The sequence below is a fragment of the Microbispora sp. H10949 genome, from assembly GCF_014161435.1.
GTDB classification, from domain to species: domain Bacteria; phylum Actinomycetota; class Actinomycetes; order Streptosporangiales; family Streptosporangiaceae; genus Microbispora; species Microbispora triticiradicis.
In genome coordinates this window covers 522,195-548,812 of record NZ_JABBWZ010000001.1, presented here as the reverse complement: position 1 = coordinate 548,812, position 26,618 = coordinate 522,195, and the positions used below count along the sequence as shown (strand labels likewise).

The following is a 26,618-nucleotide window of genomic DNA, read 5'->3' as shown; positions in this document are numbered from 1 at the left end:
AAAACCGGGGCTGAGTCGATCCGGGTTCCGAGGTGCGCGGGCCATACCTCTCCTATCGCACACGCCTCCTCAGATTGCACACGCCGCCGGCCCGGCGGCCGGTTTCAACGCAGTTGATTTAACATGCCCCTTCTTGCGGCGTCATTGGGGAAAACCCTGAAACGCCGTGATCGGACGCGGATCGTCGTCAGCCGTGCCCGGGGGTCCGCCTGCCGGAGTTCATGCGCAGCGCGAGTTCGGTGCGGCTGCGCACCCCGAGCTTGCGATAGACGCTGGACAGGTGGCTCTCCACCGTCTTCACCCCGATCGCCAGCTCCCTGGCGATCTCCTGGTTCGTCCGGCCCTCGGCGGCCAGCGCGGCGACCTGCGCCTCCGACACGGTCAGGCGGTCGGGCGGGGTGAGCCTCGACCGCGGCTCATCTCTCCCCGCCCACCACTCGGCACCGATCTTGGTGAAGATCCTCGACGCCCGTTCCATGGTGCGCCGCGCGGCCTCCCGCCGGCGCAGGCGGCTCTGTGACCTGCTGAGCGCGAGCAGGGCGCGGCCGAGTTCGAAGGGCGCACCGGCGGCGGAGAACTCGGCCACGGCGGCCTCCAGTTCGGCGGCTCCCCGTTTCGGGGATCCGGTGGCGGTCAGCAGCACGCCGTGTGCCCGGCCGGCGAGGCCCCGGCCCAGTGGCCGGTCGGCGACGCGCACGTGCCGCTGGATCCGCTCGACGCGCTCGGCCGCCTGGTCGTACTGTCCGACCTGCACCAGCGCCTCGACGTGGTCGGCGCCCGCCGTCGGGCAGACCACGTCGAGGACGACGCCGAGGGAGCGGGCCGTCTGCTCGGCGGCGTCCAGGTGCTGGACGGCCGCCATCGGGTCGCCGTCGGACAGGTCGATGAAGCCCAGCAGGGCGCGCACCGAGAGCGCGGCCAGCCTGTTGCCCGAGGTCTGGGCGATCCGCAGTCCCTCGCCGGCCAGCAGCCGGGCCCTGCCCAGCTCGCCGTGCATGCCGAGCAGGAGCGCCTCGGTGAACAGGGCGGCGGACGTGGGGACGCCGGTCGCCTCCACCGCGCGCGCGGCCAGGTCCGCGTAGCGCGCCGCCGCGCGCAGATCACCGGCGAGGCATTCCACCTCGGTGGCCCAGGCCATCCCCCAGTCGGCGCAGGCCACGGTGCCGGCCTCGACGACCGCGGTGCGCAGAGCACCGAACACGGCCCGCGCCGCGGGCAGGTCGCCCAGGCAACGGCACAGGAAGCCGTACAGGTGCGGGACCGCGAGCGAGTGCTCCACGGGGTTGTGACGGTGTGGCACGGGCATGGCCGCCGGGGGCGGGGCACCGCGGATGAAGTCGATCGTGGACAGCACGGAGACGGCCTCGCCGCGCGCGTCGTCGTTCCCGGACGCCTCGGTGAGGCGCAGCAGTTCCCTGGCATGCCCCTGAGCGGCGGCGAGGTCGCCTCTGTGCACGCAGTAGTACGTGAGGCCGGTCGTGATCGGGATCAGCAGGTCGGGCCGGCCGGCGGCCTCGGCACGGCCGCGCTCCAGACGCGTGATCGAACCCGCGACGTCGCCGGAGTTGAAGGCGGCCTGCCCCAGGCGGAGGAGCATCTCCGAACGGACCGGCCCGGGCGGGCAGCGGCGCAGCGCGTCCTCCAGGATGTCCAGGGCTCGGGATCCGTCTCCTCCGGAGATCAGGTGACCGGCGGCGTCGCGCCAGCGGCGCAGGCGGAGTTCGCGCTCCCCGGGGGAGGTGAGCCGGGCGGCCTGCGCCGTCATGTGGCCCGCGGTCAGCGGGTCGCCACGGGCGGCGGTCAGCGTGGCGGCGGCGGCGAGCGTGTCGGCCACGACAGGGTCGGTATGGCCGGCGGTGGCGGCCAGGTGCCTCGCGCGTTCCTCCACGTCGCTCACCACCCGGGCGAGCCGCTGATGCATCTCCCGGCGCCGCAGTGGTCCGGCGACCTCGAACACCACGTTCCGGAGCAGCGGGTCGCGGAAGCGAAGGGACTCGTGTTCCAGTACGACGAGACGCCGGGCGATCGCCTCCGCCAGCCCCGTCAACGTGCCGATCACGGTGCGGACGAGAGCGATCGTGGGCGTCTCGGCGCAGGCGACCACCAGCACCGCCTCCGCCACGGCCGGAGGCAGTGCGCGGACGCGCGCACGGAGCAGGCGCCGCAGACTCTCCGGCAGCGGGAGGTCGCCGGTCGGATAGGACCGCTCGCTCCACGCCCGGGCCGTCTCCAGGCCGAACAGGGGGTTGCCGCCACACGCCCTGTGCAGCCAGCGCAGCAGAGGCCGGGGGAAGGCCGTGCCGTAGCGGCTCTCCACCACGGCGGCCAGGGCGAGGGGGGCCAGCGGCCCGACCTCCCAGCAGGTGACCCGCTCGGGAGGCAGCACCCGGACGAGCGTGGGCCAGGCGTCGCCCTCCGTCTCCGCGCCGAGCGTGACGAGCAGCTTCACGGGCTCGACGGTCAGGCGCCGGAGCACGAAGGTGAGCACGACCTCGGTCGCGGAGTCCAGCCATTGGAGGTCGTCGAGGGCGATGAGCACGGGTCCTTCGGCGGACAGGTTCCTGAGCAGGTCCAGCACGGCCAGCGCCACCGCGCGCTGGTGGGGCGGCGTCCCGGGGGCCTGCTCCCACCACAGTGTGGCGGCCAGCACGCCGCGCAGCGGCTCGCGCAGACCGCGTACGGCCTCGGAGCCCTCCAGGCCGGCGAAGAGGTCGCCGAGACCGACATAGGACAGGCCGGTCTCGCTCAGGTCGGATCGGCAGGAGAGGACCCGGAACGACCGCTCCTTCGCGGCGGCCAGCGCGGCGGACCAGATGGTGGACTTGCCGACACCCGCGTCTCCGCCCAGCACTCCCATGGAGGGGCCGGAGACGCCGGCGTCGAGCCACGTCTCGATCGCGCGGGCCTCGTCGGCCCTGCCGGGGACGTCCATTGATCCTCTCGACGGAAGTTTCCTCACCGGCAGCGGTCGCCGCGGCGGTGAGGAGATTCAACTACCGCGATGATCGCAACGTAACAGTTGATGCGAAACATTCAGGGTTTTCCCTGATGAAACCGCCAAGAATGTCACGTTTACTTCCTTCGGTGGAGCGGCCGCGAGTACCGCGTGCACAGGCGGACCTACGGACAACTCTCTTACCAAAAGGTACTTCTCCCTTTGAATAGCCATAATTCGGTCGAGCCTGAACTGGCCGATCCCGCGTTTGCCGGACCTATCGCCCGGGCGCCACTGACTCTGGCTGTGGAGGGCCATGATCTGTCCCGCCGGCACGGCTCCCATCTCGCCGTGGACGGCGTCTCGCTCGCGATTCCGGCGGGCGAGCGCCACGGGCTGGTCGGGCCGAACGGCGCCGGCAAGACCACGCTGATGCGCATGCTCAGCGCCACGCTCGCACCCGACCACGGATCGCTCCGGGTGCTCGGGCACGACGTGACACGCCACCCCAGGGCCGCCAAGGCGCGGATCGGCGTGGTGCCCCAGGGGATGACGCACGACAACGAGATCCTGGTGCGGGAGAACCTCACCACCTTCGGCCGCTATCACGGGCTCTCCAGGCGGCGGGCCGCCGCGCGCGCCGACGAACTGCTGGAGATGGTGGGCCTCACCGCGCACGCCCGCGCCATGCCGCAGACGCTCTCCGGCGGCATGCAGCGGCGGCTCCTGATCGCCCGTGCCCTGGTGAACGACCCGGACCTGATCCTGCTGGACGAACCGAGCACGGGGCTGGACCCGGAGAGCCGGGTGATGCTGTGGGACCTGCTCGACAGACTCTGCGCCACCGGCAAGACGCTGGTCATCACCACGCACTACCTGGAGGAGGTCGAACGCCTCTGCGACAGGGTGACCGTGCTGCGCGCCGGACGCGTGCGGCAGTCGTCCCACCCGCGGCGGCTGATCGCCGCGACGCTTCCGAAGTACGTGGTCGAGCTAGATCTGCCGGCCTCGGAGGCCACGGTCGCCGCGAACAAGGCCGCCGGGAGCACGGTTGTCGAGAACACGGTGCCCGCGTGGGCCGGGGAGCGCGAGCGGCTGCGGGTGGGCAACCGCCTGCTGGTGTTCGGGGATTCGGCCGCCGACCTGACCAGGGACCTCGCGGCGGCCGGCGCCGGCGACCACCTCGTCCGGCCGGCGTCGCTGCAGGACGCGCTGCACGCCCTCGACCGGCGGGAGGAGACCGCACCGGCGGATCCGGCGCCGGTGACTCCCGCCGCGCCGCCGGGCCCGGGGACAGGCCGCCGGGGTGCGGGCGACCGGCAAGGCGCGCGGCATCGCACGCGCCGTGCGCTCCCCGCGCCCTCTCCCGCTCTCGCCCGGCGGATCTGGTGGCGTGACTTCACCCTGTTCAGGAAGTCCTACCGGACCACCATCGTCCCCAACTTCTTCGAACCGGTCTTCTCGCTGGCGGCCATGGGGATCGGCCTGGGGTTCTACGTGGACGGAGCCGCCATCGGCTCGTCGTACGCGAGTTTCGTCGCTCCGGGACTGCTCGCCGTCACCGCGATGAACGGCGCCGTCTTCGAGGTCACCTACAACGTCTTCGTACGGCTCCGGCACGCCCGCAGTTACGACGCGGCGGTGACCAGCCCCGTGGAGCCGCCCGACATCGCGCTGGGCGAGCTGATGTGGGCGCTGACCCGATGCCTGGTCTACACCGGCGTCTACCTGGCGATCGTCGCGGCCCTGGGCTACGCGCCCGCGAGCACCGCCCCGCTCGCCGTTCCCGCCCTGCTCCCGCTCGGCCTGGTCTTCGCCTGCGCCGGACTGATCTTCACCGGCACCGTCCGCGCGATCAACGCCTATTCCTACTTCTACACCCTGGTGCTGACCCCGCTCACTCTGCTGAGCGGGGTCTTCTTCCCCACGAAGAGGCTCCCTCCGGTGTTGCGCGCCGTGGCCGAGGTCTCTCCGCTCCACCATGGGGTGGAGCTGTCGAGAGCCCTGGTGATCACCGGCGATCTCCCGGCCGCCGCCGGGCATCTCGGCTGGCTGGTCGCGCTCTCGCTGGTCCTGCTCGGTCCCGCCCTGTACAGCCTGCAGCGGCACCTGTGCGCGTGAACCGGAATTCGAGCCGCCGGTCAGGGCGCCAGGCGGTGCAGGTCACGCGGGAAGAGCGTGGTCCAGCGGATGTTGTCCGCCTCGGTCAGCCGGGCCACGAACCGCTCCAGCCCGAGCGCGAACCCGCCGTGCGGCGGCATGCCGTGGGCGAACGCGGCCAGGTAGCCGGCGTAGGGCTCCGGGCTCTCCCCGCGAGCCTCCAGAGCGGCCAGGTAGTCGGAGTGGCGGTGCAGCCGCTGCCCGCCCGTGACCAGTTCCAGGCCGCGGAAGAGCAGGTCGAAGCTGTTGGAGAACTCCGGCCGCTGCGGGTCGGGGTGCGTGTAGAACGGCCGCTTGCGCATCGGATAGCCCGTGACGAAGAGGAACTGCGAGCCGTACTCGCGCATGGCCCACTCGCACAGCCACCGCTCGTGCGCGGGGGCCAGGTCGGGCTCACCGCGCGGGTCCTCGTCGGTCTCCCGCGCCAGCAGTTCCTGCGCGTCGGCGAAGTGGATCGACGGGATCTCCTCCGGCACGTCCGGCAGCTTCACTCCGAGCAGCTCCACCGCGCCCGGGGCGCGCTCGGCGATGGTGGCGACCATCTCGGCCACCGCCTCGCGGACCACGGCCATGACGTCGCGGTGGTCGGTCACGAAGCCCAGCTCGGCGTCGAGGCTGGTGTACTGGGCCAGGTGCCGCGCCGTGTCGTGCGGTTCGGCCCGGAAGACGGGGCCGACCTCGTAGACGCGTTCGAAGACCCCGACCATGGTCTGCTTGTAGAACTGCGGCGACTGCGCCAGGTAGGCCTTGCGGCCGAACCAGTCGAGGGCGAAGACGTTCGCCCCGGACTCGGTGGCCGACGAGACCACCTTGGGAGTGTGCACCTCGGTGAAGCCGAGCCGGTCGAGCGCGCGGCGGTATCCCGCCACCGAGGCCGCGGAGATCTCGAACGGCGCGCGCAGCTTGGGGTGGCGAAGGGCCACCGCCGCGTTGTCGAGCACGGTGGGCAGCGCGGCCGAGACCACCGGCCGGTAGAGGTCGAACGGCGACGCGACGGCGGGCTCGGACAGCTCGCGGACCGCCGGCGAGGTGATCTCCACTCCGCCCGGCGCCTGCTGGTTGGCGGTGACGGTCCCGGTCACCTCGATCACGGTCTCCTCGGTGAGCACCGCGAGGCGTTTCACCAGGTCCGGCTCGGCGGCGACGACCTGCACCAGACCATCCCGGTCACGCACGATGGCGAAGGTCACCGACTTCAGCGCGCGGACGCGGTGCAGCCAGCCGGCGACGGTCACCTCTTCCCCGACATGCTTGGAGACCTGGGAGGACAGAATTCGCATGACAACTCCACAGACGAGAACCGTAGGTGTCCCTGTCCGGTGTGGGCGAGCAGGGACCTGTCGCTCGCGGTGCCACCACACCTTCGCCCCGCCGCCGGCGAGACCTCGTTGCGGCCCGGTCACGAGGGCCCACCGGCGGGGCATTGGGCGGCCGCCACGACGGCGCCGCCGTTCCTCCCCGCAGCTCAGAAGGGTCTTCGACCGGGGGGCGAGACCGCCTTTCCAGCGACGGCGGCTCTCTCGTGACTCGCGCGGTCCCGGCCTACTTGGCTTCGTCACAGCTTTGCTCCCGATCATAGTCGAGATCGGCTCAGGGAGCGGAAGGAACGCATGACCACGGAAACACGCGCCGCCGCGTCCGCCGCCGTGTCCACCGCGTCCGCCGCCGCGAAGCGCCGGCACGCGTTCGCGCGGCTGCTTCCCTACGCCGGGGCGGTCCCGCTGAGCATCGCGGTGGTGCTCAACCTGCTCGCGGGCCTGCTCCCCATCTCCTTCATCGTGGGGACGAGCGTGCTGCTCAGCGAGATCTCCGCCTCGGTGGGGGAGGGGACCGGCGACCTCGGGGCCGTCGGCACCGCGCTGGCGCTCACGGTCGGCGCCTACATCCTCCAGCAGCTGCTCGTGCCGTACCAGGCCGCGGTGGGAGAGGTGATCGCGCGCCGGGTGGACGGCCGCTGCGCCCACCGCCTGATGACCTCGGCCCTGGCGCGGGCCCCGATGTCGGTGCTGGAGCGGGAGAACGTCATGAGCAGGCTCGGGGACGCGCGCGACGGCCTCGGCCGCCGCCCGCCCACGCCGGGGGAGGCGGTCGCGGGCGGGCTCACCCTGATCGCCAGGTACACCCAGCTGGCGGGTGCGGTGGTCCTCATCGGGATCGCGCTCTCGCCGATCGCGGGCGTCGTCGCGGCGGGCACCGCGCTGGTGATCCGCCGGGGCCAGCGCGGATCTCTCGGACGGCTCGGCGGGCTCTGGCACGAACTGTCCGGTCCGCGGCGCCGCGTCACCTACCTGCGCGACATCGGCACGACGGTCACGGCGGCCAAGGAGTTCCGGACGCTGGGCCTGATCGACTGGCACGAACGCCGCCATCGCGCGGACGCGAAGGAGTATCTGGCGGCGCTGTGGACCGGCCGGCGACGCATCCTGTTCTGGCCGTTCGTTGGCTACACGCTGGTCGGCCTGGCGGGCGGCTCCGTCCTCCTGGTCTGGCTCGGCCGCTCCGCCGCCGGCGGCGACTTCGGTCTGCTCGAACTGTCCGTCGTCCTCCAGGCGGCGCTCGTCGCGATCCGATTCGGCGCCTTCTTCCCGGAGAGCGACGTCCAGACGCAGTACGGGCTGAACGCCTACGAGGCCCTGACCGAGTTCGAGGAACTGGCCGAGGGGAGCCAGAAGGACGTCCCCCGCGGCAGTCTGACGGCCGACGGGCTCCCCAGGCGCGGCATCCGCTTCGAACAGGTCCGCTTCCGCTACGGGGAGGGACGGCAGGTTCTCCACGGTCTCGACCTGGAGATACCGGCGGGCCGCTCGACCGCGATCGTCGGGCTCAACGGCGCGGGCAAGACCACGATCGTCAAGCTGCTGACCCGCCTGTACGACCCGGAAGAGGGCAGGATCCTCGTCGACGGGGAGGACCTGAGACGCCTCGATCCCAGGGAGTGGCAACGCCGGCTCGCCGTGATCTTCCAGGACTACGTGCGGTACGAGCTGTCCGCCGGCGCCAACATCGGTCTCGGCGCGCCGGCCGTGTCGGCCGACCGGGCCGCTCTTCTCGCGGCCGCCCGCCGGGCCGGCGCGCTGGAGGTGGTGGAGGCGCTGCCCGCGGGGCTGGACACCCCGCTCTCCCCGCGGTACAGGAGCGGACGCGACCTCTCGGGCGGGCAGTGGCAGCGGATCGCCCTGGCCAGGGCCTTCCTCGCCGTCGCGCAGGGTGCCTCGGTGCTGGTGCTGGACGAGCCCACGGCCCAGCTGGACGTGCGCGCCGAAGCGGAGTTCTACGACCGGTTCCTGGACATCACCGGCGGACTGACCACGGTGATCATCTCGCACCGTTTCTCCTCCGTACGCCGGGCCGACCGGATCGTGGTCGTCGAGCACGGCAGGGTCGTCGAGCAGGGCGACCACGAAGGGCTGCTCAGGTCGGGAGGACGCTACGCCGACCTGTTCCACCTGCAGGCACGGCGCTTCGGCGCCGACGACACCGGGACGGGATCCACCAGATGAGACGGATCGTGCTGAGCGCCGTGTTCGTGCTGCGCCTCGCCGCGGCGGTGGACCGGGGCCGCCTGCTGCGGGCCGTCGGGCTGATGACCGTCGGCTACCTGGCCACGCCCGTCATCGCCCTCGGGCTCCGGGAGTTCACCGAGGCCGCCCTGGCGAGGCGGCTGGAGGTGGCGACGTGGGTCATCGGGGGCGTCGCCGTCCTGCTCGTCCTGGAACTGATGCTCGGGCACTTCGCGCACCTGTCGTACTTCGAGGTCGGCGAACTCGCCGAGACCACGCTCAACGAGGAACTGGTGCGCCACGTCAACGGCTCTCCCGGGCTGGAGCGCCTCGACGACCCCGCTTTCGCCGACAACGTGAACCTCGTCCGGGAGGAACTCGGCAACACCCGCACCGCGGTGGAGTCGGTGCTCCAGCTGGGCGGTCTCGCCCTCCAGACAGCGCTCACCACCGTCGTCCTCGTCACGCTCGATCCGCGGCTGGCACTCCTGCCGCTGGCCGCGCTCCCCTCGGTGCTGGTGGGCAGGTGGGCACAGAACCTCCTGGAGTCGGCGAAGGAGGCGAGCGCGGAGAACACCCGCCGCACCCGCCACCTGCTCGCGCTGGCGACCGCTCCGGCCTCGATCAAGGAGATCCGCCTCTTCCACGCCGAGGCCGCGCTCCTGCGGGAGCAGGACGCCAACTGGTCCAGGACCAGCGCGGTGCTGCGGAGGGCGCACCTGCGGGCCGCCGCCCTGCGCGCGGCGGGCCAGCTCGTGTTCGCCCTCGCCTACGGCGGCGCGATCACGCTGGTGCTCTGGCAGGCGGAGCAGGGCAGGGCGGGCGTCGGCGACGTGATCCTGGTCATCACCCTGGCGGTACAGGTGAGCGTGCAGGTGGCCGGCGCCGCCACCCTTCTCACCGGCCTGCAGGGCGTGGGCAGGACGCTGGACCGGCTGACCTCGCTCCGCGATCACGGGTCGGGGGAGCAGGGGTCGCGGGAGCACGAGGCAGGGGAGCGGGGGTCGCGGAAGCCCGGCCACGCCACACCGGCCCGGACGTCGCCGGCGCCCGTCTATCCCGGCACCGGAGCCGTCCCGGCCGTGCTGCGCGAAGGGATCCGGCTGGAGAACCTGAGCTTCGTCTATCCGGGCACCGGCAAGGTGATCCTGGAGGATCTCAACCTGACGATCCCCGCCGGGGGGTCGGTGGCGCTGGTGGGCGAGAACGGCGCGGGCAAGAGCACCCTCGTCAAGCTGCTGTGCGGCCTCTACCAGCCCACCTCCGGGCGGATCCTGGTGGACGGGACCGACCTGCGTGACCTGCCGGCCGGAGAATGGCAGGCGAGAGTGGCGTCCCTGTTCCAGGACTTCGCCCGGTTCGAGCTGCTGCTGCGGGAGAACGTGGGGGTCGGCGACGTCGCCCGGATGGAGGACGAGCAGGCGGTCCTGCGGGCCGTCGAGCTGGCGCGGGCCGGCCGGATCGTGGCGTCGGTGCCCGGCGGGCTGTCCGGGCTGCTCGGCCACGGCTACGGCCAGGGCACCGAGCTCTCCATGGGGCAGTGGCAGACCCTGGGACTGGCCCGGAGCCAGATGCGCGAGGACCCGCTCCTCCTGGTCCTGGACGAGCCCGCGGCGGCCCTCGACGCCGCCGCCGAGCACGCGATCTTCGAACGCTACGCCGACCTGTCGGCCGACACCGGCCGGCGATCCGGCGGGATCACCCTGTTCGTCTCCCACCGCTTCTCCACCGTGCGGATGGCCGACATGATCGTCGTACTGGACCGGGGCCGGGTGGCGGAGAGCGGCGACCACCGGGCGCTGGTGACGAGGCGAGGGCTCTACGCGGAGCTCTACGAACTCCAGGAGCGCATCTACCACTGACCGCGGCGAAGAGGCGGAACGGCGGCCGTTCTCACTCTTCGAGGTCGAGGGTGCCGTATCCGGCCCTGCGGGCGTGCCTGCGCAGGTCGTCGAGGGTGACGTCGGCCTCCGGTTCGAGCTGGCGGCAGACGCGGCCGAGGAACGCCGTCACCTCCGGCACCGTGCGGCGGGTCGCCGTGGCGTAGGCCAGGGCCCGGGTGAGGACGGCCCTCGTCCGAGTGGGAACGTCGTCGCACCACAGTTGCAGGACGTGGCTGCGCGGTGCCACGTACGCGCCGAGCATCGCCAGGGAGAAGGTGCCCTTCCCGCGCGTCCCGTCCTCGCGGTCGGAGTAGCGGGACGGCGGGAGGACGAGCCGGAAGCTGTGGTGGTCGACCCAGGAGAGCGACTGGGGGGCGATCCCCCGTTCGCGCATCCACTCCGCGAAGTGGTCGCGTGGGTGCTCCGAATCGGCGCTCTCCATCACGTGAGTGGCCGTCGGCCAGGAGTTGAGGATCTCCTCAAGGTGATCGTCCCGCAGATCGGCGACGCCCGAGTAGACGAGCGTCTTGAGCCGGTGACCGTCGTGGGCCCTGACGGCGTAGCAGGGCAGGAAGGCCCGGCCCACCTCCAGGACTTCGAGGTTGAGCAGTTCGTCGGGCAGGTCGTATTCGCCCCGGTCGTGCCGCCGGGCCAGTTCCTGGACGGCTCCGGGGCGGAAGCCGCACGCCTCCGGGAGGAGGCGGAAGGTCCGCTGGGCGTGGCCGGTGTCCCGGTCGAGGATCCGGACGCCGTGGGCGTAGTGGGCGGTGCGGAGAGGCCCGCACCGTACGCCGTCGAAGTACAGGCGGAGCCGTTCCTGCTTCTCCGTGTAGCGGCGGTCGTCACGGACCGACCGCAGGCCGCGCTCGGTGAGGAAGAGGGCGTCGGCGGTGCCGTACAGATGGCCGATGCCGCCCAGGAAGCGCAGCACCCGGTCGACCGTGTGCTCGGTCAGGCCGAGGAACACGGCGATGTCGGCACGGCGGGTGAACCCGCCCTCGGCGATGGCGAGACCGACGTACCGATCGAGCAGGTCGAACGGGTCGCGTTCCTCGATGGTCGCGGAGAGCTCCGCGGCGTGCAGGGGAAACGCGAGCGCGTGGATCCGTAACGGACGGATCCCGGGCAGGCCGGCGGCGTGCTCCAGCGCGCGGGTCTGGGCGTAGAGGATCGTGTCGGCCGGCGCACTGCTCATGGGTTCTCCCCGAGGCGTCGCATGATCTCGCGGTAGCTCCGCAGATCTCCCGTGGCCCGCACATGGTCGTGCAGCGCCCGCGCCAGGTCACGGAAGCCCGGGTCGGTGGCGTTGAGGAGGGTGGAGAGATCCCCGACGAGGATCAGCCGCTGCTTGGCCCGGGAGAAGGCGACGTTGGAGCGGCGCACCTCCCGGAGGAAGCCGACACCGCGGCGCGGGTTGCTGAGAGTGAAGCCGAAGAGGATCGTGTCGTGCTGGCCGCCCTGGAACGAGTCGACCGTCGCCACCCGGCGGGCGACGGCGTCCTCGTCACGGACCTGCCGGGCCAGCAGGGAGGTGACCAGGCCGATCTGGGCCGCGTACGGCAGGATGACCGCCCAGTCGTCGGACCTGGCGTGGTAGTGGGCGGCCAGGAGTGTCAGCAGCCGGGCCTCGCACTCGTTGAGCCGGCTGTCCTTGGGCCAGGGCTCGTCCTCGCGGGGTTTGCGGTCGCCTCGCTGCCGCTGCGGAAGCTCCGCCGTGTCGATGAACGCCACGGGAGCGGCGAACAGGTCGTCGTGGTGGACCCGTCGCACGTCGGTCTCCAGCAGCCCGCCGTAGAAGTGTCCGGAGATGAAACGCGCCAGGCTCTCGGGCATCCGGCGCTGGAAGCGCAGCACCTCTTTGTTCTCCTGGGGCGCGGAGGGGAACAGCAGCTCGAAGGCGCTGTCGGTGACGAGCCGGGCCAGCTCGCGGTCGCCGGGGTGCTCGGCCGCCACCCAGGCGACCAGCCGGTCGTCGGGCAGCGGCGGCAGCTGGACATGGTCGCCGACGAGGACGGCCCGGCGCGCCCGGACCAGCGGGACGAGCAGGTCCGCCGTGCTGATCTGGCCGGCCTCGTCGACGATGGCCAGGTCGAAGTCGGCGCCGTCGAGATGCCCGCTCGTCGCGGTACCGATGCAGGTGGCTCCGATCACATCGGCGTATCTGACGAGCTCGCCGTACAACTGATCGGTCCGCCGTTCGAGCTTCTCCCTCCAGGAGGTCAGCAGGTCCAGCCGTCTGCGCATCAGGCCGAGCGCGGAGCCGGCGGCGGCCAGGAAGGCGGCCAGCCTCGCGGGGTCGGGGGCGATCTCGGGATGTTCGCCGTCGAGCAACTCCCGTAAGGACGTGGCGACGCGCGCGGCGCGCTCGGCCCGCGACCGCTGTTCGGCCAGATCGCGCTCGTGGGCCTGGCGCGCGGCCACCAGGTCGGGGTGCGTGGCACGGACGTGATCGAGTTCGGCGGCGACCCGCGCCAGGTCCCGCGCGATCGCGTCGAGAGTCCGGCGGATGCCCTCGGCCTCGGCGCTCGCCCTGGACCGGCTCGCCTGGAGCCGGGTGAGCCGGCGCCGGAAGAACAGGCCGACCAGCGGAAACTCGGCGGCTCGCCGGGCGCGGGCGAGTGCCCGGTCGAGCCGCTGGAGGTCGTGGACGCGCTCGGTGAGCAGCTCCCCGTGGCGGCTCCCCGCGTCGTCAAGGGACGCCGCCCGCCGTTTGAGGTCGGCGGCCACGACGCCCTCGCGCTCGGCGGCGGCCGCGGCGCTGCGCCGGACCTGGGCTCCGGCGTCGTCGAGACGCCGCATGTCCTCGGTCAGCTGCCGGAACAGCGCGTCCGCCGGGCCGTCCGGCGCCGCGGCGCCGTAACGGGCGAGAAGGGGCTCGGTACGGCCGGCGATGAGCCGCTGCAGTTCGACCGCCCGCGCCTCGAGTGTCAGGTGCTCGCAGCCGGGGGTGATGCCGTCCTCCCTCCCGACCCGCAGCACCAGCAGGTTCTCCGGCAGGTCCTTGAGCACATTGTCGACCGCGCGGTTGGTGAAGGAGGAGATGAGGACCTTGCGGTGCTCCTCGGCGCAGGCCAGGACGACCTGCCGGATGGTGTGCGTCTTGCCGGTGCCGGGGGGTCCCTGGATGAGCGCGAGGTCGGGAACGGCCAGCGCTTTGCGGAAGGCGCTGAGCTGGCTGGCGTCCAGGGGTTCACGGGGACGGCTCCGGAGCGCGGGGGCGAAGGTCTGGAACCTGCGGTCGACCAGCGCCGTCAGCAGCAGCGGGTTGCGGGCGCGGCCCTCCCGCAGGATCTCGATGGCCTCGCGTTCCTTGTCGTAGGTGATGAGGTTCGGTGTTTCGGCGAACGCGCCGCTCTCGGGGATCCGGGCGAAGTCCACCGGCCGTTCGAACCGCACCGTCGCCACCGCCTCGTCGATCCGTTCGATCCGGCCGCGCAGGTCGGGCTCGCCGTCGATGTGGACGCGGGTGCCCGCCGTGAGCCGGTTGGCGTCGATGAGCTGGAAGGAGTGCACCGACCGGGCGGAGCGGCGCGTCGCGGCCACCGGGGTGACCCGCCGGTACGGGACGAGACGGCGGGCGTCCCCGGCCGACGCCTCGATCCGCCGTCCCTGCTCCACCAGCGTGGTGAGACGGTCGAGATAGGCGGCGTGGGTGGGCGGGAGCGTGGGCTCTCCCCCCGGCGGCACGCCGACGCCGGCGCTCCAGGCGCTCTGGATCACCGGCCAGCCGGAGGAATGACGCAGGTCGTGCGGGCTGTCGAAGACCCGCCAGCGCCCGGCGCGCAGCAGCAAAGCGCCCCGGACGATCTGGTCATGGTCGTCGAAGTGCATCGGATGGATGCCGCCGACCCAGTAGCCGCGCAGATCCCGGGTGGGGAAGAGCATGAGGGCGTACCGGCCGTCGACATAGATCTTGAGGAAGTCGCCACGGTCGCCCCGGCCGCGCTGCAGGCGGGCGGGGACCGGATTCTGCGGCCCGGCCGCCCACAGGTCCCGGCTGATCCCTTCCATGCCCGGCAGGAGGGGGTGGCGTTCGCGCTGTTTGACCAGCGTTCCGGGGAACTTCTGCGACCAGACCAGACCGGCCTCGGCACCGAGGTCGACGATCCTTCCCTCCACCGTCTGCTCCTTCGTTCAGATGCGGAGACCTTCGCCGAGCTCCAGGATGTGGCCGCGTCCGGCCGGGTCGGGGGACAGCGCCCGATCGAGAGCGTGGGCGAAGCGCTCCGGCACGGCGGGGTTCAGGACCGCGGCCGAGACGAGCGGTATGGGCGGACGCCCGGTCACGACGACGTGGATCAGCTCGGCCAGCCGGCGGACGTCCTCAGCGGGCTCTGCGGCCTGATCGGGGCGTGAGAACGCCTGACCGGCGTCGCGCAGGAACAGCGACCCCGCCCGGTCGGTCATGATCGAATCGGGGCTGACGGCGCCATGGGCGAGCCCTCTGCCGTGCAGGGAGGCCAGGCCTTCGCAGAGCCCGGCGACTCCGGCGCTCAGCACGCGCACGGCCTCGGCCTCCCGGCCCCGGCCGTCGTAGAAGCCGGCCAGGGTGGTGAACGACGGTACCGCGGTGACCAGCACCGCCGTCTCCGGCGTCACGGACGCGGCGACCCGCGGCGGCAGGCCTGGGAGCGCTTCGGCGAGCAGGCCGGCCTCGCCGGCCAGAGCGGCGCGCCATTCCAGGGCCGCGGGACCGGGCGACCTGGCGGCGATCCTGCGGATCCAGACGTGACCGCCCTCCGGCGTGAGCGCGAACGCCCGGGACGCGATCGCCGTGCCGTCCGCCGACCTCTCCTCCTCGGGATCTCCCGCGACGTGGTAGGCGACGCCCTCGATCTCGACGGTGCCGCCGATGCCGGCCGGCTCTCCGCCGGGTGGTCGCCGAGGCTCCGGCCGGGTTCGCTCGACGACCACCCACCCCTCATGCTCGGCCTTGATGGCGCGCAGACAGGGCTCCGGCCACAGACCCGGCTCCTTGTCGATGGTTCGATGACAGCTCGGGCACAGCAGCATGAGATTGTCGAAGCCGTCGACGTCGGCCGGCCTGGCCGCCTCCCGGCGAGGCCCGTCGGGGGAGTGCGGCGCGATGTGGCCCATCTCGCCTATGTGACGGGTGCCGCCTTCGATGTCCAGGGGCCTGCGGCATATGGTGCATTTCCTGTCGGTCGCGTCGAAGAGCGCGCGCCGAGTTTCATCGGGAATGCGCCTGCGCTGAGCTTGCGCCACCCGAAGATAGTAGCGATCCGAACTCATCCGGATCAGAGCGTTCCACGAAACGGGAGCGATTCAGTCGTACGCGACCGGCCTCGACAAGTGGGTCTTACTCGGGCAGGTCGAGGCCATAAGCCTTCAGCGCCTTCCGAGCTCGACGGAGACATTCTTCCGCGGAGCCTGCGTCGGCCCGAACAACCCATCTCTCCTCGTTCTGCCTCCGCCACTGGCGTGGAAGGTCCACGACCGGCCTGCTCCGCGCTCAGCGTCGACCCTGAGCAGCGCGTTGACACCGTGTTCCAGGAGCCATTCGAGCATCGCGACCGCGTCCACTCAGGCAGGATACGGTTCTGGCGCCGCATCGTAATGCCGGTGAGCGGCGGGGCACGCCGACCCATACGGCCCGCTTGCCGGCTCGACCTTCGCTCGTGCGAGCGCCCAGTGCAGCCGCGGCATGTCCACTCGTGGGTGGCTGATTTCCACGATGGTGTTGGCGCCGATGACGAAATCGGCACCCATGGAATGGAACACCTGGAACATTGCGAGGATCTTGCGATCCTGCGCGATCCAGGCGGAGAGCCCTTGAGAGCTGAGGGTGACGGTTTCGGCGTGATCAATCACGCCGTGCTTGCCGAACCGCCGGAATCCGCCGTCCCGAAGATACTGACGCGGGCCTGGGCCAGTTCCTCTTCGGTGAACTCCCCGTGCTCCTCCTGGTGCCGCAGCAAGTCAGCACCTAGGAGTTGGTGCCGCAGCTGGCGTGCCACCGCTTCGGCGACATAACCGGAGACATTGTCGGTGATCTTCCTGAGTTCGGCGACCTGCTCGTTCGGCAACGTCACCGTGATGCGCGTCGTATCGGCCATGGGCAATCATGCTGCGGTATGCGTACCCGGTTGGAACCGGCATTGAGGCCGGATCTCCGGATGGCGAAACGGGTGAGGCTCGCGGCGCGAGGTCGGCTGTAGAGGGCGCGGCACCGCAGAGTTTGTGATCAACTCCGTCAGACGCGCAGGACGGTGACCTGGCGGCCGGAGGGGGTGGTCGCCTGCTCGAAGCCGCCGCGTTCCTTCCAGGGCGGGGCCTCGGGGCGGCGGTCGAAGATCACCAGGACGCCGGTGGAGAGAGTGAGCCGGTCCAGATAACGGTCGAGCTGGGCGAGGCCGTCGGACGTCGGGTCGTTTTCGCCTGCTCGCCTGACTTTCAGTTCCATGGCCTCTCGCTCAATGTGCCGTTCGCCTTCGGGGCCGGTGTAGGGCCAGCGGATGAGCACGTCCAGTCGCTTGGTGCCGGCGGCGTACTCCCGGTCGAGGTGGCCACCGCCGTTGACCAGGCGGTGCAGGAAGGCCATGAGGATGATCTGGCAGGCGGCCTCGTGGTAGCCCTCCTGCCGGACGAGGACCTCGCCGTGCTCGCGCCAGAAGACGACGAATGCCTCCAGCAGGCGCGGCAGGTCGAATCTGCCGTCCGGCAGTACGAAACTATGCGGATCGGCCATCACGTACTGCTCTGACGGGTCACCCAGCACCCGAAGAATGACCTCCCGGTAGATCGGGTTCGCCACTTCCAACGGCGGTTTCTGCTTGATCAGGCCCAGATCGCGTACATAGGACAGGTCGTCGGAGAAGGTCGGCTCGACGTGGGGGAAGACCCCGGCCACGACCGGCTCCAGCACCCGCTTGACCCGCGGCTCGTGCAACCGGGCCACCAGAGAGTCCAGATGGGTGGCGCGCGCCCGGATCAACCGCTCCTTGGCCTCCTCCACCTGCCCGGCGGTGACGGCGTCAGCCACCCCCATCCGCACGGTGATCTCGTAGGCGAGGGCGTTGACCAGCCACGGCTGTCCCCGTGTCAGCTCGAAGACCCGGTCCAGCGCGTCCTTGGTGAACTCCTGGCCGGTCGCCTGCGTGTGCCGGCCGTAAAGTTCGGCGATCTGGTCGGCGCTGAAGTCGTCCAGGCGCAGCGACTCGGTGACGATGTTGAACGGGCTGGCAGGGTTCGACCGTCCGGGTACGCCGCCCGAGGCGACCTTGTAGTCACGCACGTCGCGCAGCCCGCACAGCACCACCGACGCGGGGAACGGACGGCCTCCCGGCCGTGCGTTGTGGCCGTCGCGGAGCTGGCTGAGGATGCTGACCATGCTGTTGCCCTGCAGGGCGTCGATCTCGTCGAGGAACAGCACCACCCGGCGCGGGCAGCGGCGGCACCACTCGGTCAGCGCCGAACCGAACCGGGTGCCCGCCGGAGCTTGCGGCCAGGTGTCCGGCGGCAGTAGTTCCTCCGGCCAGGCCGCCCACTCGGCGGCCTGGCGGAGGGACTTCAGCAGAATCTCTTCCGCGGCGGCGTAGTCGTCTCCGGCTGATTTTGCGCGCTCGCAGGAGAACATCAGGGCGGCGATCTCGCCCTCGGCGTTCAGCTCGGACGCCAGGGCGCCCAGCGTGGTCGTCTTGCCGGTCTGCCGGGGCGCGTGCAGCACGAAGTAGCGGTCCATCTCGATGAGCGCGCGCGCCTGCGGGAGCCGGGGTGTGGGGGGCAGCATGTAGTGACGCCGCGGGTCGCACGGGCCCGTGGTGTTGAAGTACTTCGCCGAGGGTGGCCGCATGGTCACATTCTGCCACCGTCTTGTCCGTAGGCGGGCCCGTGACGGCCGCGATGGTCGCCTGCGCATACTCCGCCGGCCTGCGTGCCGCTGAGGCGGGGATCGGCCCGGTCCGACACGCCCGGCAGGATGCGGCGGGATGTCCGGGAGACGGAACCTGGAGGTGTGGCTAGATCGGGAAGCGGCCGCGGCGCCAGTGCCAGTGGCGGCCGGCCTTCAGGTGGTCGACGATCGCGCGCTCGAGCACGGTGCGGCGCGGCAGCTGGTCGAGCGGCGTGGTCAGGGTGCGGAACACGAACCGCAGCACCTCGGCGTCGGCGTCCAGCCCTTCCGGCTCCTCGTAGGGCTCCAGCTCGAACCTTCGCTGGAACCGGACGATGTTGGAGTCCTCGGGCAGGTACTCCAGCAGCTGTGGGTCGAGCAGCCACGAGCCACAGGAGAACGCCGTGTAGCGCTCGTCGGGAAAGTGGCGCGGGAAGAACGCGCGGGCCTCGTCGAGCGACGCCGTGACCGCATCCGGGGTCATCGGTCCCGACTCGAAGATGTGCACGCCGATGTCGGTATCGCCGCGCTGGTACTGCAGTCGGCCCAGCTCGTAGACGCCGCCGCGGGCGTGCAATGTCAGCCAGCTCTGCATGACCGGCCAGCCCTCGCGGTGCATCCGCCGGTCGACCGCGAGGTTGCGACCCAGGTCCGCGAGGGTCGTCCACGACACGGCATCGGCGATGTCGTGGTCGCGGTGGTATCCCCTGACGACGTCGACCAGGGCCAGGTACGCGTACACGTAGAGATGCCGCCAGGCAGGGCCTCGCTCGCGCGGCAGCTCCGGACCTGGCGAGAGCCAGCCGTGGCCCCCGAGATCGGCGCGGACCAGTGCGATCGAGCGGTCGAGCAGCCAGCGCAGCTCCGGATTCCACAGTGGAGATCCGGGGTCGGGCCAGCCCGCCATGATCTCGCCGGCATCGGCCGCCCTCAGGGCGGCGGGTCGGTGCTCGAGGCTCTGCCTGGCGGTGGAGGAAGCGGGCCGAGCCCGGGGGTCGAGGAACGAGTGTGATGGGTCGCTACTCCACACGATGTAGCCGGGCGGGGCCTACTCCCCGGGTGCCGGGCTGAGATGTCTTCCTGGGCAGGACGACCGCTGACCGGCCCGAAGGCCACGATGTCCGGCATGTACGCGAGGGGACAGTCCCCGTCGCGCCCAGGGATCACGAAAGGACGAACGGCGTGAAGATCGGACCGATGGCATTAGCAAGCGTGGCCATGCTGGGTGTCGGCGCCGGCACGGTGACGGCGGTGCCCGCGACCAGCGAGACGGCAGTCGTGCGGGCCGACGCGACCGGCTCGGCGACAGGCGTCGATCCCGCGAGGCTGAAGTCCGCCCTGGACGATGTCCACCGCGCGGGGATGCCCGGTGTGTTCGCCGAGGTGCGCTCTGACGGCCAGATCTGGCGCGGTGCCTCCGGGGTGGCCGATGTGGAGACCGGCCGTCCCGTGACGCCGGGCATGCTGCAACGCGTCGGCAGCCTCGCCAAGACCTTCGTCGCGGCCGCGGTCCTGCAGCAGGTCGAGAAGGGACGAGTCGAGCTCGACGCGCCGATCGGCCGCTACCTGCCGCACCTGGTGCCGGGCGAACGCGGTGAGAAGATCACTCTTCGGATGCTGCTCAACCACACCAGCGGCATAGCCGAATACCTCGGCTATGCGTTCCCGTCCCTCCAGAAGTTTCTTTCTCTGCCGGACATGTCGCCCAAGAGCCTGGACGACAATCGCTTCAGGCGGTTCACCCCGGTTGAGCTGATCGAGATGGGACTCAGGGCGCCCGCCGTCGGCACGCCCGGAGGCTCGCCGGGGGTGTACGCCAACACCAATTACCTGATCCTCGGCGAACTCTTGGAGAAGGTGACCGGTACCACCGCCGAGACGTACATCACCCAGAACGTCATCAGACGCGCCGGGTTGCGGCACACCGTGTTTCCGGCCGGGCCGCGTGTCGAGGGACCGCACCCACGGATGTACGAGGCGTTCTTCGGCTTGATCGACCCGCCGCGCGACTACAGCGTCTACGACATGTCCTGGACAGGGATAGGGGCCTCGCTCGTGTCCACGATGGGGGATCTCAACCGCTTCTACGGCAAGCTGCTCGACGGCGAGATCGTCAAGCCGTCGTCGCTGGCCCAGATGCGGCGTACCGGCCCTGTCATCAGCCAGTCCGGGCAGATGATCTCCTACGGCCTCGGCCTGCACGAGCTCCAGATCCCGGGTTGCGGCACCTTCTGGGGCAACGACGGGACGGTCTGGGGCGCCGAGACGCAGTCGTGGATCCGCGCGGACGGCAAGCGCCAGATCTCCGTCGCGATGAACCTCGTGAGGTGGAACGCGATCGATTCTTCGGGCCGGCCGCAGCCCCACCCCATCGATGACGCGCTGACGGCCTTCAAGCGGCAAGCGCTGTGCGGTGACGCCGGATGACGGCCCGGGTGCCGAGCGGCACTCCAGTGGAAACGCCGAGAGCATGGTCCACGACCAGTGCCATACGGCTACTTCCGGCGGCTGTGTGCGCAAAGCCTGATCAACGGAGAACACGCAGGCCGGACCGCTGATCGCTGGTCGTACGTGGTGAGGCGGGTGGGACTCGAACCCACGACCCGTCGAGTTGTGGACGCGCCGGATCTCGCTCCGGAGGGTCGCCGAGGCGTCGGGAAGGATGCGCGAAGTCCGGCGACCGGCCGTGACGGGCCGTCTCCGCGGGCTGGACGGCGTGGTGGAGTTCCGCATGGGGTTGACATCCGAGTATACCTACCTAAATAGTGGGTTAAGGCCCGGCATGAAGGAGCACCCATGAGGGAAATCCCCCGTCCCGTGAACCGGCCCGCCCTTCCCGGGGCCACCGATTTGACCAGGCGGGTTCTGCTCGCCGGGACGGGAGGGGGAGCCCTCTCGCTTCTGCTGGCCGCCTGCGGCGCAGGCGGCGGGGCCCCGTTGACCGGCGCGGACAGCGGGGCCCCACAGGCCGGCGCGGACGCCCACGCCGAGGCGTCCGCGCCGCCCCGCCGCGGCGGGACCCTGCGCGCGGGCTCTCCTCCGCCGCCTACCGCCGTGGATCCCGTCACCATGTACGACGGCTCGGCCATCGCCATCGTCCAGCTCGTCGCCGACTACCTGATCTGGCTCGACCGGGATTTCACGCTGAAGCCGCGCCTGGCCGAGAGGTGGGAGTCCGAGGACGGCGGCAAGCGGTGGGTGTTCACGCTGCGCGGCGGCGTCACCTTTTCCGACGGCACGCCGCTCGACGCGGAGACCGTAAAGGCGAGTTTCGACCGGCTGCTCGACCCGACGTCCAAGTCCGCCGCCCTGTCGGCCTTCGACACGGTGCTGGCGAAGGGCGGGGTGAGTGTGCGCGACGCCGCCACGGTCGTCTTCACGCTCGAACGGGCCTACTCCGACTTCCCGTACCTGGTCTCGGCGGGCAACTACAACGCGGTGATCCTGAAGAAGGACTACGCGGGCGACTTCACGAAGAAGCCGATCGGCACCGGGCCGTTCCTCTTGGAGTCGTACGACGCGTCGTCGGGGGCCGTGTTCACCCGCAACCCGAGGTACTGGGAGCCGGGTAAGCCGTACCTCGACGGAGTGAAGATCACGTTCTATGCCGACGACCAGGCTGACCTGCTGGCGCTGCAGAGCGGTGAGATCGACACGCAGATCCTCAGCCGCCCGCAGCTCGTCGGCCCGCTCAAGGGGCTCGGTGACATCACCGTGGACCAGGTCCAGAGCACCGGTCTGATCGCGTTCACGCTGCGCACGGACCGGCCGCCGTTCGACCGCAAGGAGGCCCGGCAGGCGGTCGCGTACGCGCTGGACCGGCCCGGCGTGAACGCCACGGTCTACGACGGCATCGGAGCCCTGGGCAACGACCACCTGTTCGCCCCGCTGTTCCCGGCCGCGCCGGACGGCATCGCGCAGCGTGCCAAGGATCCGGCCAAGGTGGCCGAGCTGCTCGGCGGGCAGCCGCTGAAGTTCACCCTGACCTATGACCCGCCCAGCAAGGACTATGCGCTCACCGTCCAGAACCAGCTCAAACAGGTCGGCATCCAGGTCGAGCTGGATCAGCGCACCTCGGCCGACTTCTACGGAGGCGACCAGGAGAAGGACACCCCGTGGTTGTTCTCCACCGCGAATCTCGTCGGCTGGGCCGGCCGTGCCACCCCCAGTCAGTTGATCATCCCAATGGTCAAGGGCGGTGGCCTGTGGAACGGCTCGAAGTACGCCAACCCCGACCTCGACACGGCCGCCGAGGCCTACGACGCCGCCCGGACTCCGGAGGAACGCGCGACCCAGGCCGAGATCATCGCCGAGGCCCTGCACGAGGACGTTCCGGTGATCGTTTCCGTCTGGAGCGGGACCGTCCGTGCCTACAACGGCGGGAAGTTCACCGGCGTCCAGGCTCACCCCTCCAGCTACGTCGACTTCAGCTCGGTCTCGCAGGTCGTGTGATGTGCTTCCTGCTGCGCCGGCTGGTGGCCGTGCCACTGACCCTGCTGGGGGTGTCGGTTCTGGTGTTCGTCACGACCGAGCTGGTGCCGGGCGACGTCGCCCGCACGATCCTGGGCCGCGAGGCGAGCGCGGAGTCCGTCGCCCGCCTGCGCTCCCAGCTCGGCCTGGACGCGCCCCTGCCCGAGCGGTACGCGGACTGGCTGGGCGGCTTCCTCACCGGCCGCTGGGGCGAGTCCTACACGCTCGGCGTGTCGGTCCGCGACCTCGTGCTCGGCCGCCTCGCGGCCTCGATGGTGCTGGCGGCGCTGGCGTTCGCCCTGCTCGTGCCGGTCGCCGTCAGCCTCGGGCTGGTCGCGGGCGTCAACCACGACCGGCCCGTGGACCGCCTGGTCAGCGTGACCGGGCTGGCGTTGGGGGCGACGCCCGAGTTCGTGACCGGTGTGGTGCTGCTGGTGGTGTTCGCGGTGCGGCTGCGCTGGTTCCCTTCCTCGGCGCAGGCGCCGGACGGCTCCTCCCTGCTCGTCCGGCTGGGCCATCTGGCGCTGCCGGCGCTCTCGCTGGTGCTCCTGTGCACCGGCTACGTCGCCCGGCACGTCCGGGCCGGCGCCGTGGTCGCGATCGAGAGCGCGTACGCGGGCGCCGCCGAGCTGCGCGGCCTCACCCGGTGGCAGGTGGTGCGGCGGCACGTGCTGCGCAACTCCACCATTCCGGCCACCAGTGCGCTGGGCGTGCAGTTGCAGTTCCTGCTCGGCGGGCTGGTCACGGTGGAGCTGCTGTTCAACCATCCGGGGATCGGGGCGCTGCTGCTGTCGGCCGCTGTGGACAAGGACCTGCCGACCCTCCAGGCCACGGCCATGGTGCTGGGGCTGCTGTACATGCTTATCGTGCTGGCCGCCGACGTGGCGTACCGGGTGCTCGATCCGCGCATCCGGCTGGGGGCGGCGTCATGACGGCCGTCGCACTGCCGTTCGCGCGGCGGCACAGGCACCAGATCGCTCTGGGCATCGGCGCGGGGATCGTCCTCGCATGGGCGGTCGTGGCGGTGCTCTGGCCACAGCTCGTGCCATACGAGCCGGACCTGCAGGACCCGGCCGCCCGCTTCCTGCCGCCGGGCGGCGCGCACTGGCTGGGCACCGACCAGTTCGGCAGGGACACCTTCTCGCGGCTGCTCGCGGGCGCCCGGCCGGTGCTCCTGGTCGCGCCGGCGGCCACCGTGTCGGCGGTCGTGGCCGGAACCCTGGTGGGGCTGGCGGCCGGCACCTACGGCGGGCTGCTGGACGAGATCGTCATGCGGGTCCTCGACGCCGTCGTCGTGTTCCCCTCGATCATCGCGACCGTGCTGGTCGTGGCGCTGGCCGGGAGGTCGGTCACGGTCATGGTGCTGGTCATCGCCGCGTCGTTCGTGCCGATCGTGGCGCGCAGCGTGCGCGCCGCCACGCTGGTGGAGCGGGAGAAGTCCTACGTGGAGGCGGCCCGGCTGCGCGGCGAGCGGTCCTGGGGCCTGACGGTGCGCGAGATCCTGCCGAACGTCGCCCCGACGGTGCTCGTGGAGGCCACGTCCCGCTTCGGCGACGCGATCTTCGCCGCGGCCACGCTGTCGTTCCTCGGACTCGGGCAGCCGCCGGGCTCGCCCGACTGGGGGGCGTCGGTGTCGGACAACCGGCTGTGGCTCCAGCTCGCGCCATGGACGGTGCTCGCGCCCGCGCTGGCCATCGCCTCGCTCGTCGTCGGGATCGCCCTGGTCGCGGACGCGCTACGCGGGCGCTGGGAGGCGGCGTGACCGAGCTTGCCGAGGTCGTCGACAACCACAGCCCCATGGTCATGAGGCCGGCGAAGGAGGTCTCATGACCGGGCTTGAGGTCGAGGATCTGTCCGTCGCCTATGGGGGAAAGGCGGCCGTGCGCGGGGTGTCGTTCACGGTTGCGCCCGGTCAGACGTACGGGCTCGTGGGGGAGTCGGGGTGCGGCAAGACGACCGTGGGGCGGGCGCTCGGAGGCCAGGTCGCACGTGGCGGGGCGATCACCTCGGGCCGGATCGGCGTGGACGGCGTGGACGTGCTCGGACTGCCGCCCGCGGGCCTGCGGCGCTGGCGGGCGGCGGCGCTGGCCGTCGTGCACCAGGAGGCGAGCGCCTCGCTCGACCCGACCATGCGGGTGGGCACGCAACTCGCCCAGGCACTGCGGGCGCGCGGCCGCGACCGCCGGGAGGTCCCCGCGCTGCTGGAACGGGTCCGCCTGCCGGATCCTCGCGCGATCGCCCGCCGGTATCCGCACCAGTTGTCGGGCGGGCAGCAGCAGCGGGTGGTCATCGCCGCGGCGCTCGCCGCCCGGCCCCGGCTGCTCGTCCTCGACGAGCCGACGACGGGGCTGGACGCGACGGTAGAGCGGGAGATCCTGGAGTTGATCGGCGAGCTGCGGGTCGAGCTCGCCGCGGCGGTGGTGCTGATCAGCCACGACCTGGATCTCGTCGGACGGCTGTGCGACCGCGTCGGCGTCCTGTACGCGGGCCGCCTGGTTGAGGAGGGACCGGCCGAGGCGGTTCTGCGGGAGCCGGCGCACCCGTATCCGGCGGCGCTGCTGGCCGGTACTCCCCGGCTGGGCCGGACCCGGCGCACCCATCCGCTGACCTCCATCCCCGGCCATCCGCCCGTCCCGGGAGAGGAGCTCGCAGGCTGCCCGTTCGCCCAACGCTGCCCCCAGGCCGACACCGTGTGTCACTCCACCGCCCCGGCACTGTCGGAGGCCGTCCCGGCGACGGCCGATGTGCCTGAGCCGCGCGCCGCCTCGGGCCTGGTGGCTCTCCACCGGGTGAGCTGCCACCACCCGGGCCAGGCCCGGCGGCCGGAGCCGCGACCGCGGCCCGCGCAGAGGCAGTCCGCGGAGACGGAGCCCGCCGTGCCGGAGAGCGGGCCGCTGCTGGAGATCCGGGGACTGACGCGCCGGTACGGCAGGACCGTGGCCGTGGACGGCGTCGACCTGGTGATCCGGCGGGGTGAGGTGGTCGGGCTGGTCGGCGAGTCGGGCAGCGGCAAGACCACGCTCGCCAGGGCGGTCGCCGGGCTCGCAGGGCCCGGACCGGGGACGATCACGTTGCACGGCGGTCCCCTCCACCCCTCGGTGACCCGCCGGGACCCCGGGCAGCGGCGCGCCGTACAGATGGTCTTCCAGAACCCCTACGCCTCCCTCAACCCGAGCCACACCGTCCGCACCATCCTGGCCAGGGCGGCCCGGAGCCTCGGCGGCACGCGAGACCCGGCGGTCCTGGCAGGGGAGGCGGGCCTCGACGCGCACATTCTCGACGCGCGTCCCGACCGCCTGTCCGGCGGCCAGCGCCAGCGGGTCGCCATCGCCCGGGCCTTCGCCGGCGAACCCGACCTGGTGGTGTGCGACGAGCCCGTGTCCGCCCTGGACGTCAGCGTGCAGGCCGGCGTGCTGCGGCTGCTGGACGACCGGCAGCGGGCTGCCGGCACGTCGTACCTGTTCATCTCGCACGACCTGGCCGTCGTCGGCTACCTCGCCGACCGGATCGCGGTGATGTATCAGGGCCGGATCGTCGAGCAGGGGCCTGCCGGGCAGGTCCTGCACGGCCCGCACCACCCCTACACGGCGTTGCTCGTCGGCAGTCGCCGGCCCGGACCTCCGGGCCGGGTGAGCGGCACCGGATGCCCGTTCGCCGGCACCTGCCCCAGCCGCATCGACGGACTGTGCGACACGAGCGCCCCACCGGCGCGCGACCTCGGACAAGAGCACGTCGTCCGCTGTCACCTCGATCCTGGGAGGCTCCCACGCCGAGCCGGGACCAGCACGTCACCGTAACCGCTGTCCGAGAGGAAGCAC

General features: G+C 71.6%; 17 protein-coding genes. 8 read left to right on the top strand and 9 right to left on the bottom strand.

The genetic code is table 11. The features are described from left to right. Positions 1-187 precede the first annotated feature (187 nt). Positions 188-2,932, bottom strand: a complete 2,745-nt coding sequence (locus HHX40_RS02430) for a helix-turn-helix transcriptional regulator (protein WP_182879236.1) — start codon at positions 2,930-2,932, stop codon at positions 188-190. 309 nt (positions 2,933-3,241) lie between these two features. Here HHX40_RS02430 and HHX40_RS02425 point away from each other — a divergent pair, with 309 nt between their 5' ends. Next, positions 3,242-5,056 carry an ATP-binding cassette domain-containing protein gene (locus HHX40_RS02425; protein ID WP_220498543.1) on the top strand — a complete coding sequence of 605 codons (1,815 nt, stop codon included), beginning with the start codon at positions 3,242-3,244 and terminating at the stop codon, positions 5,054-5,056. 20 nt (positions 5,057-5,076) lie between these two features. On the opposite strand, the gene aspS is transcribed toward HHX40_RS02425, so the two are convergent. After that, positions 5,077-6,375, bottom strand: coding sequence for an aspartate--tRNA(Asn) ligase (aspS, locus tag HHX40_RS02420; protein ID WP_182879234.1), 1,299 nt, complete (start codon positions 6,373-6,375; stop codon positions 5,077-5,079). Between the two features lie 330 nt (positions 6,376-6,705). Here aspS and HHX40_RS02415 point away from each other — a divergent pair, with 330 nt between their 5' ends. Beyond that, positions 6,706-8,595, top strand: coding sequence for an ABC transporter ATP-binding protein (locus HHX40_RS02415; protein WP_220498542.1), 1,890 nt, complete (start codon positions 6,706-6,708; stop codon positions 8,593-8,595). Beyond that, a complete protein-coding gene (locus tag HHX40_RS02410; protein WP_182879233.1) occupies positions 8,592-10,457 on the top strand; it encodes an ATP-binding cassette domain-containing protein in 1,866 nt (621 codons plus the stop codon). The genes HHX40_RS02415 and HHX40_RS02410 overlap by 4 nt, the downstream gene beginning before the upstream one ends. Before the next feature lie 31 nt (positions 10,458-10,488). Here HHX40_RS02410 and HHX40_RS02405 read toward each other — a convergent pair whose 3' ends face one another. The 7 genes from HHX40_RS02405 to HHX40_RS02375 all read right to left on the bottom strand — a co-directional run bounded on the left by HHX40_RS02405 (position 10,489) and on the right by HHX40_RS02375 (position 19,360). Next, positions 10,489-11,673: a hypothetical protein gene (locus HHX40_RS02405; protein ID WP_182879232.1), complete on the bottom strand. Its 1,185-nt coding sequence runs from the start codon at positions 11,671-11,673 to the stop codon at positions 10,489-10,491. Continuing rightward, positions 11,670-14,597, bottom strand: coding sequence for a DEAD/DEAH box helicase (locus HHX40_RS02400; protein ID WP_182879231.1), 2,928 nt, complete (start codon positions 14,595-14,597; stop codon positions 11,670-11,672). The genes HHX40_RS02405 and HHX40_RS02400 overlap by 4 nt, the downstream gene beginning before the upstream one ends. Positions 14,598-14,612: 15 nt before the next feature. Further along, complete coding sequence (locus HHX40_RS02395) at positions 14,613-15,731, bottom strand: HNH endonuclease (protein ID WP_259403203.1); 1,119 nt, start codon at positions 15,729-15,731, stop codon at positions 14,613-14,615. Positions 15,732-16,022: 291 nt separating this feature from the next. Continuing rightward, positions 16,023-16,310 (bottom strand): hypothetical protein, encoded by a 288-nt coding sequence (locus HHX40_RS02390; RefSeq protein WP_220498541.1) that lies wholly within the window; start codon positions 16,308-16,310, stop codon positions 16,023-16,025. Further along, positions 16,307-16,555: a hypothetical protein gene (locus HHX40_RS02385; RefSeq protein WP_182879229.1), complete on the bottom strand. Its 249-nt coding sequence runs from the start codon at positions 16,553-16,555 to the stop codon at positions 16,307-16,309. Before HHX40_RS02385 ends, HHX40_RS02390 begins: the two co-directional genes overlap by 4 nt. Before the next feature lie 137 nt (positions 16,556-16,692). After that, positions 16,693-18,291 (bottom strand): AAA family ATPase, encoded by a 1,599-nt coding sequence (locus HHX40_RS02380; protein WP_220498540.1) that lies wholly within the window; start codon positions 18,289-18,291, stop codon positions 16,693-16,695. 166 nt (positions 18,292-18,457) lie between these two features. Continuing rightward, positions 18,458-19,360: an acyltransferase domain-containing protein gene (locus HHX40_RS02375; protein ID WP_310737911.1), complete on the bottom strand. Its 903-nt coding sequence runs from the start codon at positions 19,358-19,360 to the stop codon at positions 18,458-18,460. A 248-nt stretch (positions 19,361-19,608) separates the two neighbouring features. Between HHX40_RS02375 and HHX40_RS02370 the strand changes: the two genes are divergently transcribed. The 5 genes from HHX40_RS02370 to HHX40_RS02350 all read left to right on the top strand — a co-directional run bounded on the left by HHX40_RS02370 (position 19,609) and on the right by HHX40_RS02350 (position 26,597). Next, entirely contained in the window at positions 19,609-20,757 is a 1,149-nt protein-coding gene (locus HHX40_RS02370; protein WP_310737910.1) for a serine hydrolase domain-containing protein, read from the top strand. Positions 20,758-21,126: 369 nt separating this feature from the next. After that, positions 21,127-22,782 carry an ABC transporter substrate-binding protein gene (locus HHX40_RS02365; RefSeq protein WP_182879227.1) on the top strand — a complete coding sequence of 552 codons (1,656 nt, stop codon included), beginning with the start codon at positions 21,127-21,129 and terminating at the stop codon, positions 22,780-22,782. Beyond that, positions 22,782-23,732, top strand: a complete 951-nt coding sequence (locus HHX40_RS02360; RefSeq protein ID WP_220498539.1) for an ABC transporter permease — start codon at positions 22,782-22,784, stop codon at positions 23,730-23,732. The genes HHX40_RS02365 and HHX40_RS02360 overlap by 1 nt, the downstream gene beginning before the upstream one ends. Further along, positions 23,729-24,562, top strand: a complete 834-nt coding sequence (locus HHX40_RS02355) for an ABC transporter permease (RefSeq protein WP_182879225.1) — start codon at positions 23,729-23,731, stop codon at positions 24,560-24,562. The genes HHX40_RS02360 and HHX40_RS02355 overlap by 4 nt, the downstream gene beginning before the upstream one ends. Positions 24,563-24,626: 64 nt before the next feature. Then, a complete protein-coding gene (locus HHX40_RS02350; RefSeq protein WP_182879224.1) occupies positions 24,627-26,597 on the top strand; it encodes an ABC transporter ATP-binding protein in 1,971 nt (656 codons plus the stop codon). Positions 26,598-26,618: the final 21 nt, after the last annotated feature.

Coding starts and splice junctions, on each gene's coding strand:
- HHX40_RS02430 (WP_182879236.1), bottom strand. CDS start 2,932: ATGGACGTCCCCGGCAGGGCCGACGAGGCCCGCGCGATCGAGACGTGG.
- aspS (WP_182879234.1), bottom strand. CDS start 6,375: ATGCGAATTCTGTCCTCCCAGGTCTCCAAGCATGTCGGGGAAGAGGTG.
- HHX40_RS02415 (WP_220498542.1), top strand. CDS start 6,706: ATGACCACGGAAACACGCGCCGCCGCGTCCGCCGCCGTGTCCACCGCG.
- HHX40_RS02410 (WP_182879233.1), top strand. CDS start 8,592: ATGAGACGGATCGTGCTGAGCGCCGTGTTCGTGCTGCGCCTCGCCGCG.
- HHX40_RS02405 (WP_182879232.1), bottom strand. CDS start 11,673: ATGAGCAGTGCGCCGGCCGACACGATCCTCTACGCCCAGACCCGCGCG.
- HHX40_RS02395 (WP_259403203.1), bottom strand. CDS start 15,731: ATGAGTTCGGATCGCTACTATCTTCGGGTGGCGCAAGCTCAGCGCAGG.
- HHX40_RS02385 (WP_182879229.1), bottom strand. CDS start 16,555: ATGGCCGATACGACGCGCATCACGGTGACGTTGCCGAACGAGCAGGTC.
- HHX40_RS02380 (WP_220498540.1), bottom strand. CDS start 18,291: ATGCGGCCACCCTCGGCGAAGTACTTCAACACCACGGGCCCGTGCGAC.
- HHX40_RS02365 (WP_182879227.1), top strand. CDS start 21,127: ATGAGGGAAATCCCCCGTCCCGTGAACCGGCCCGCCCTTCCCGGGGCC.
- HHX40_RS02360 (WP_220498539.1), top strand. CDS start 22,782: ATGTGCTTCCTGCTGCGCCGGCTGGTGGCCGTGCCACTGACCCTGCTG.
- HHX40_RS02355 (WP_182879225.1), top strand. CDS start 23,729: ATGACGGCCGTCGCACTGCCGTTCGCGCGGCGGCACAGGCACCAGATC.
- HHX40_RS02350 (WP_182879224.1), top strand. CDS start 24,627: ATGACCGGGCTTGAGGTCGAGGATCTGTCCGTCGCCTATGGGGGAAAG.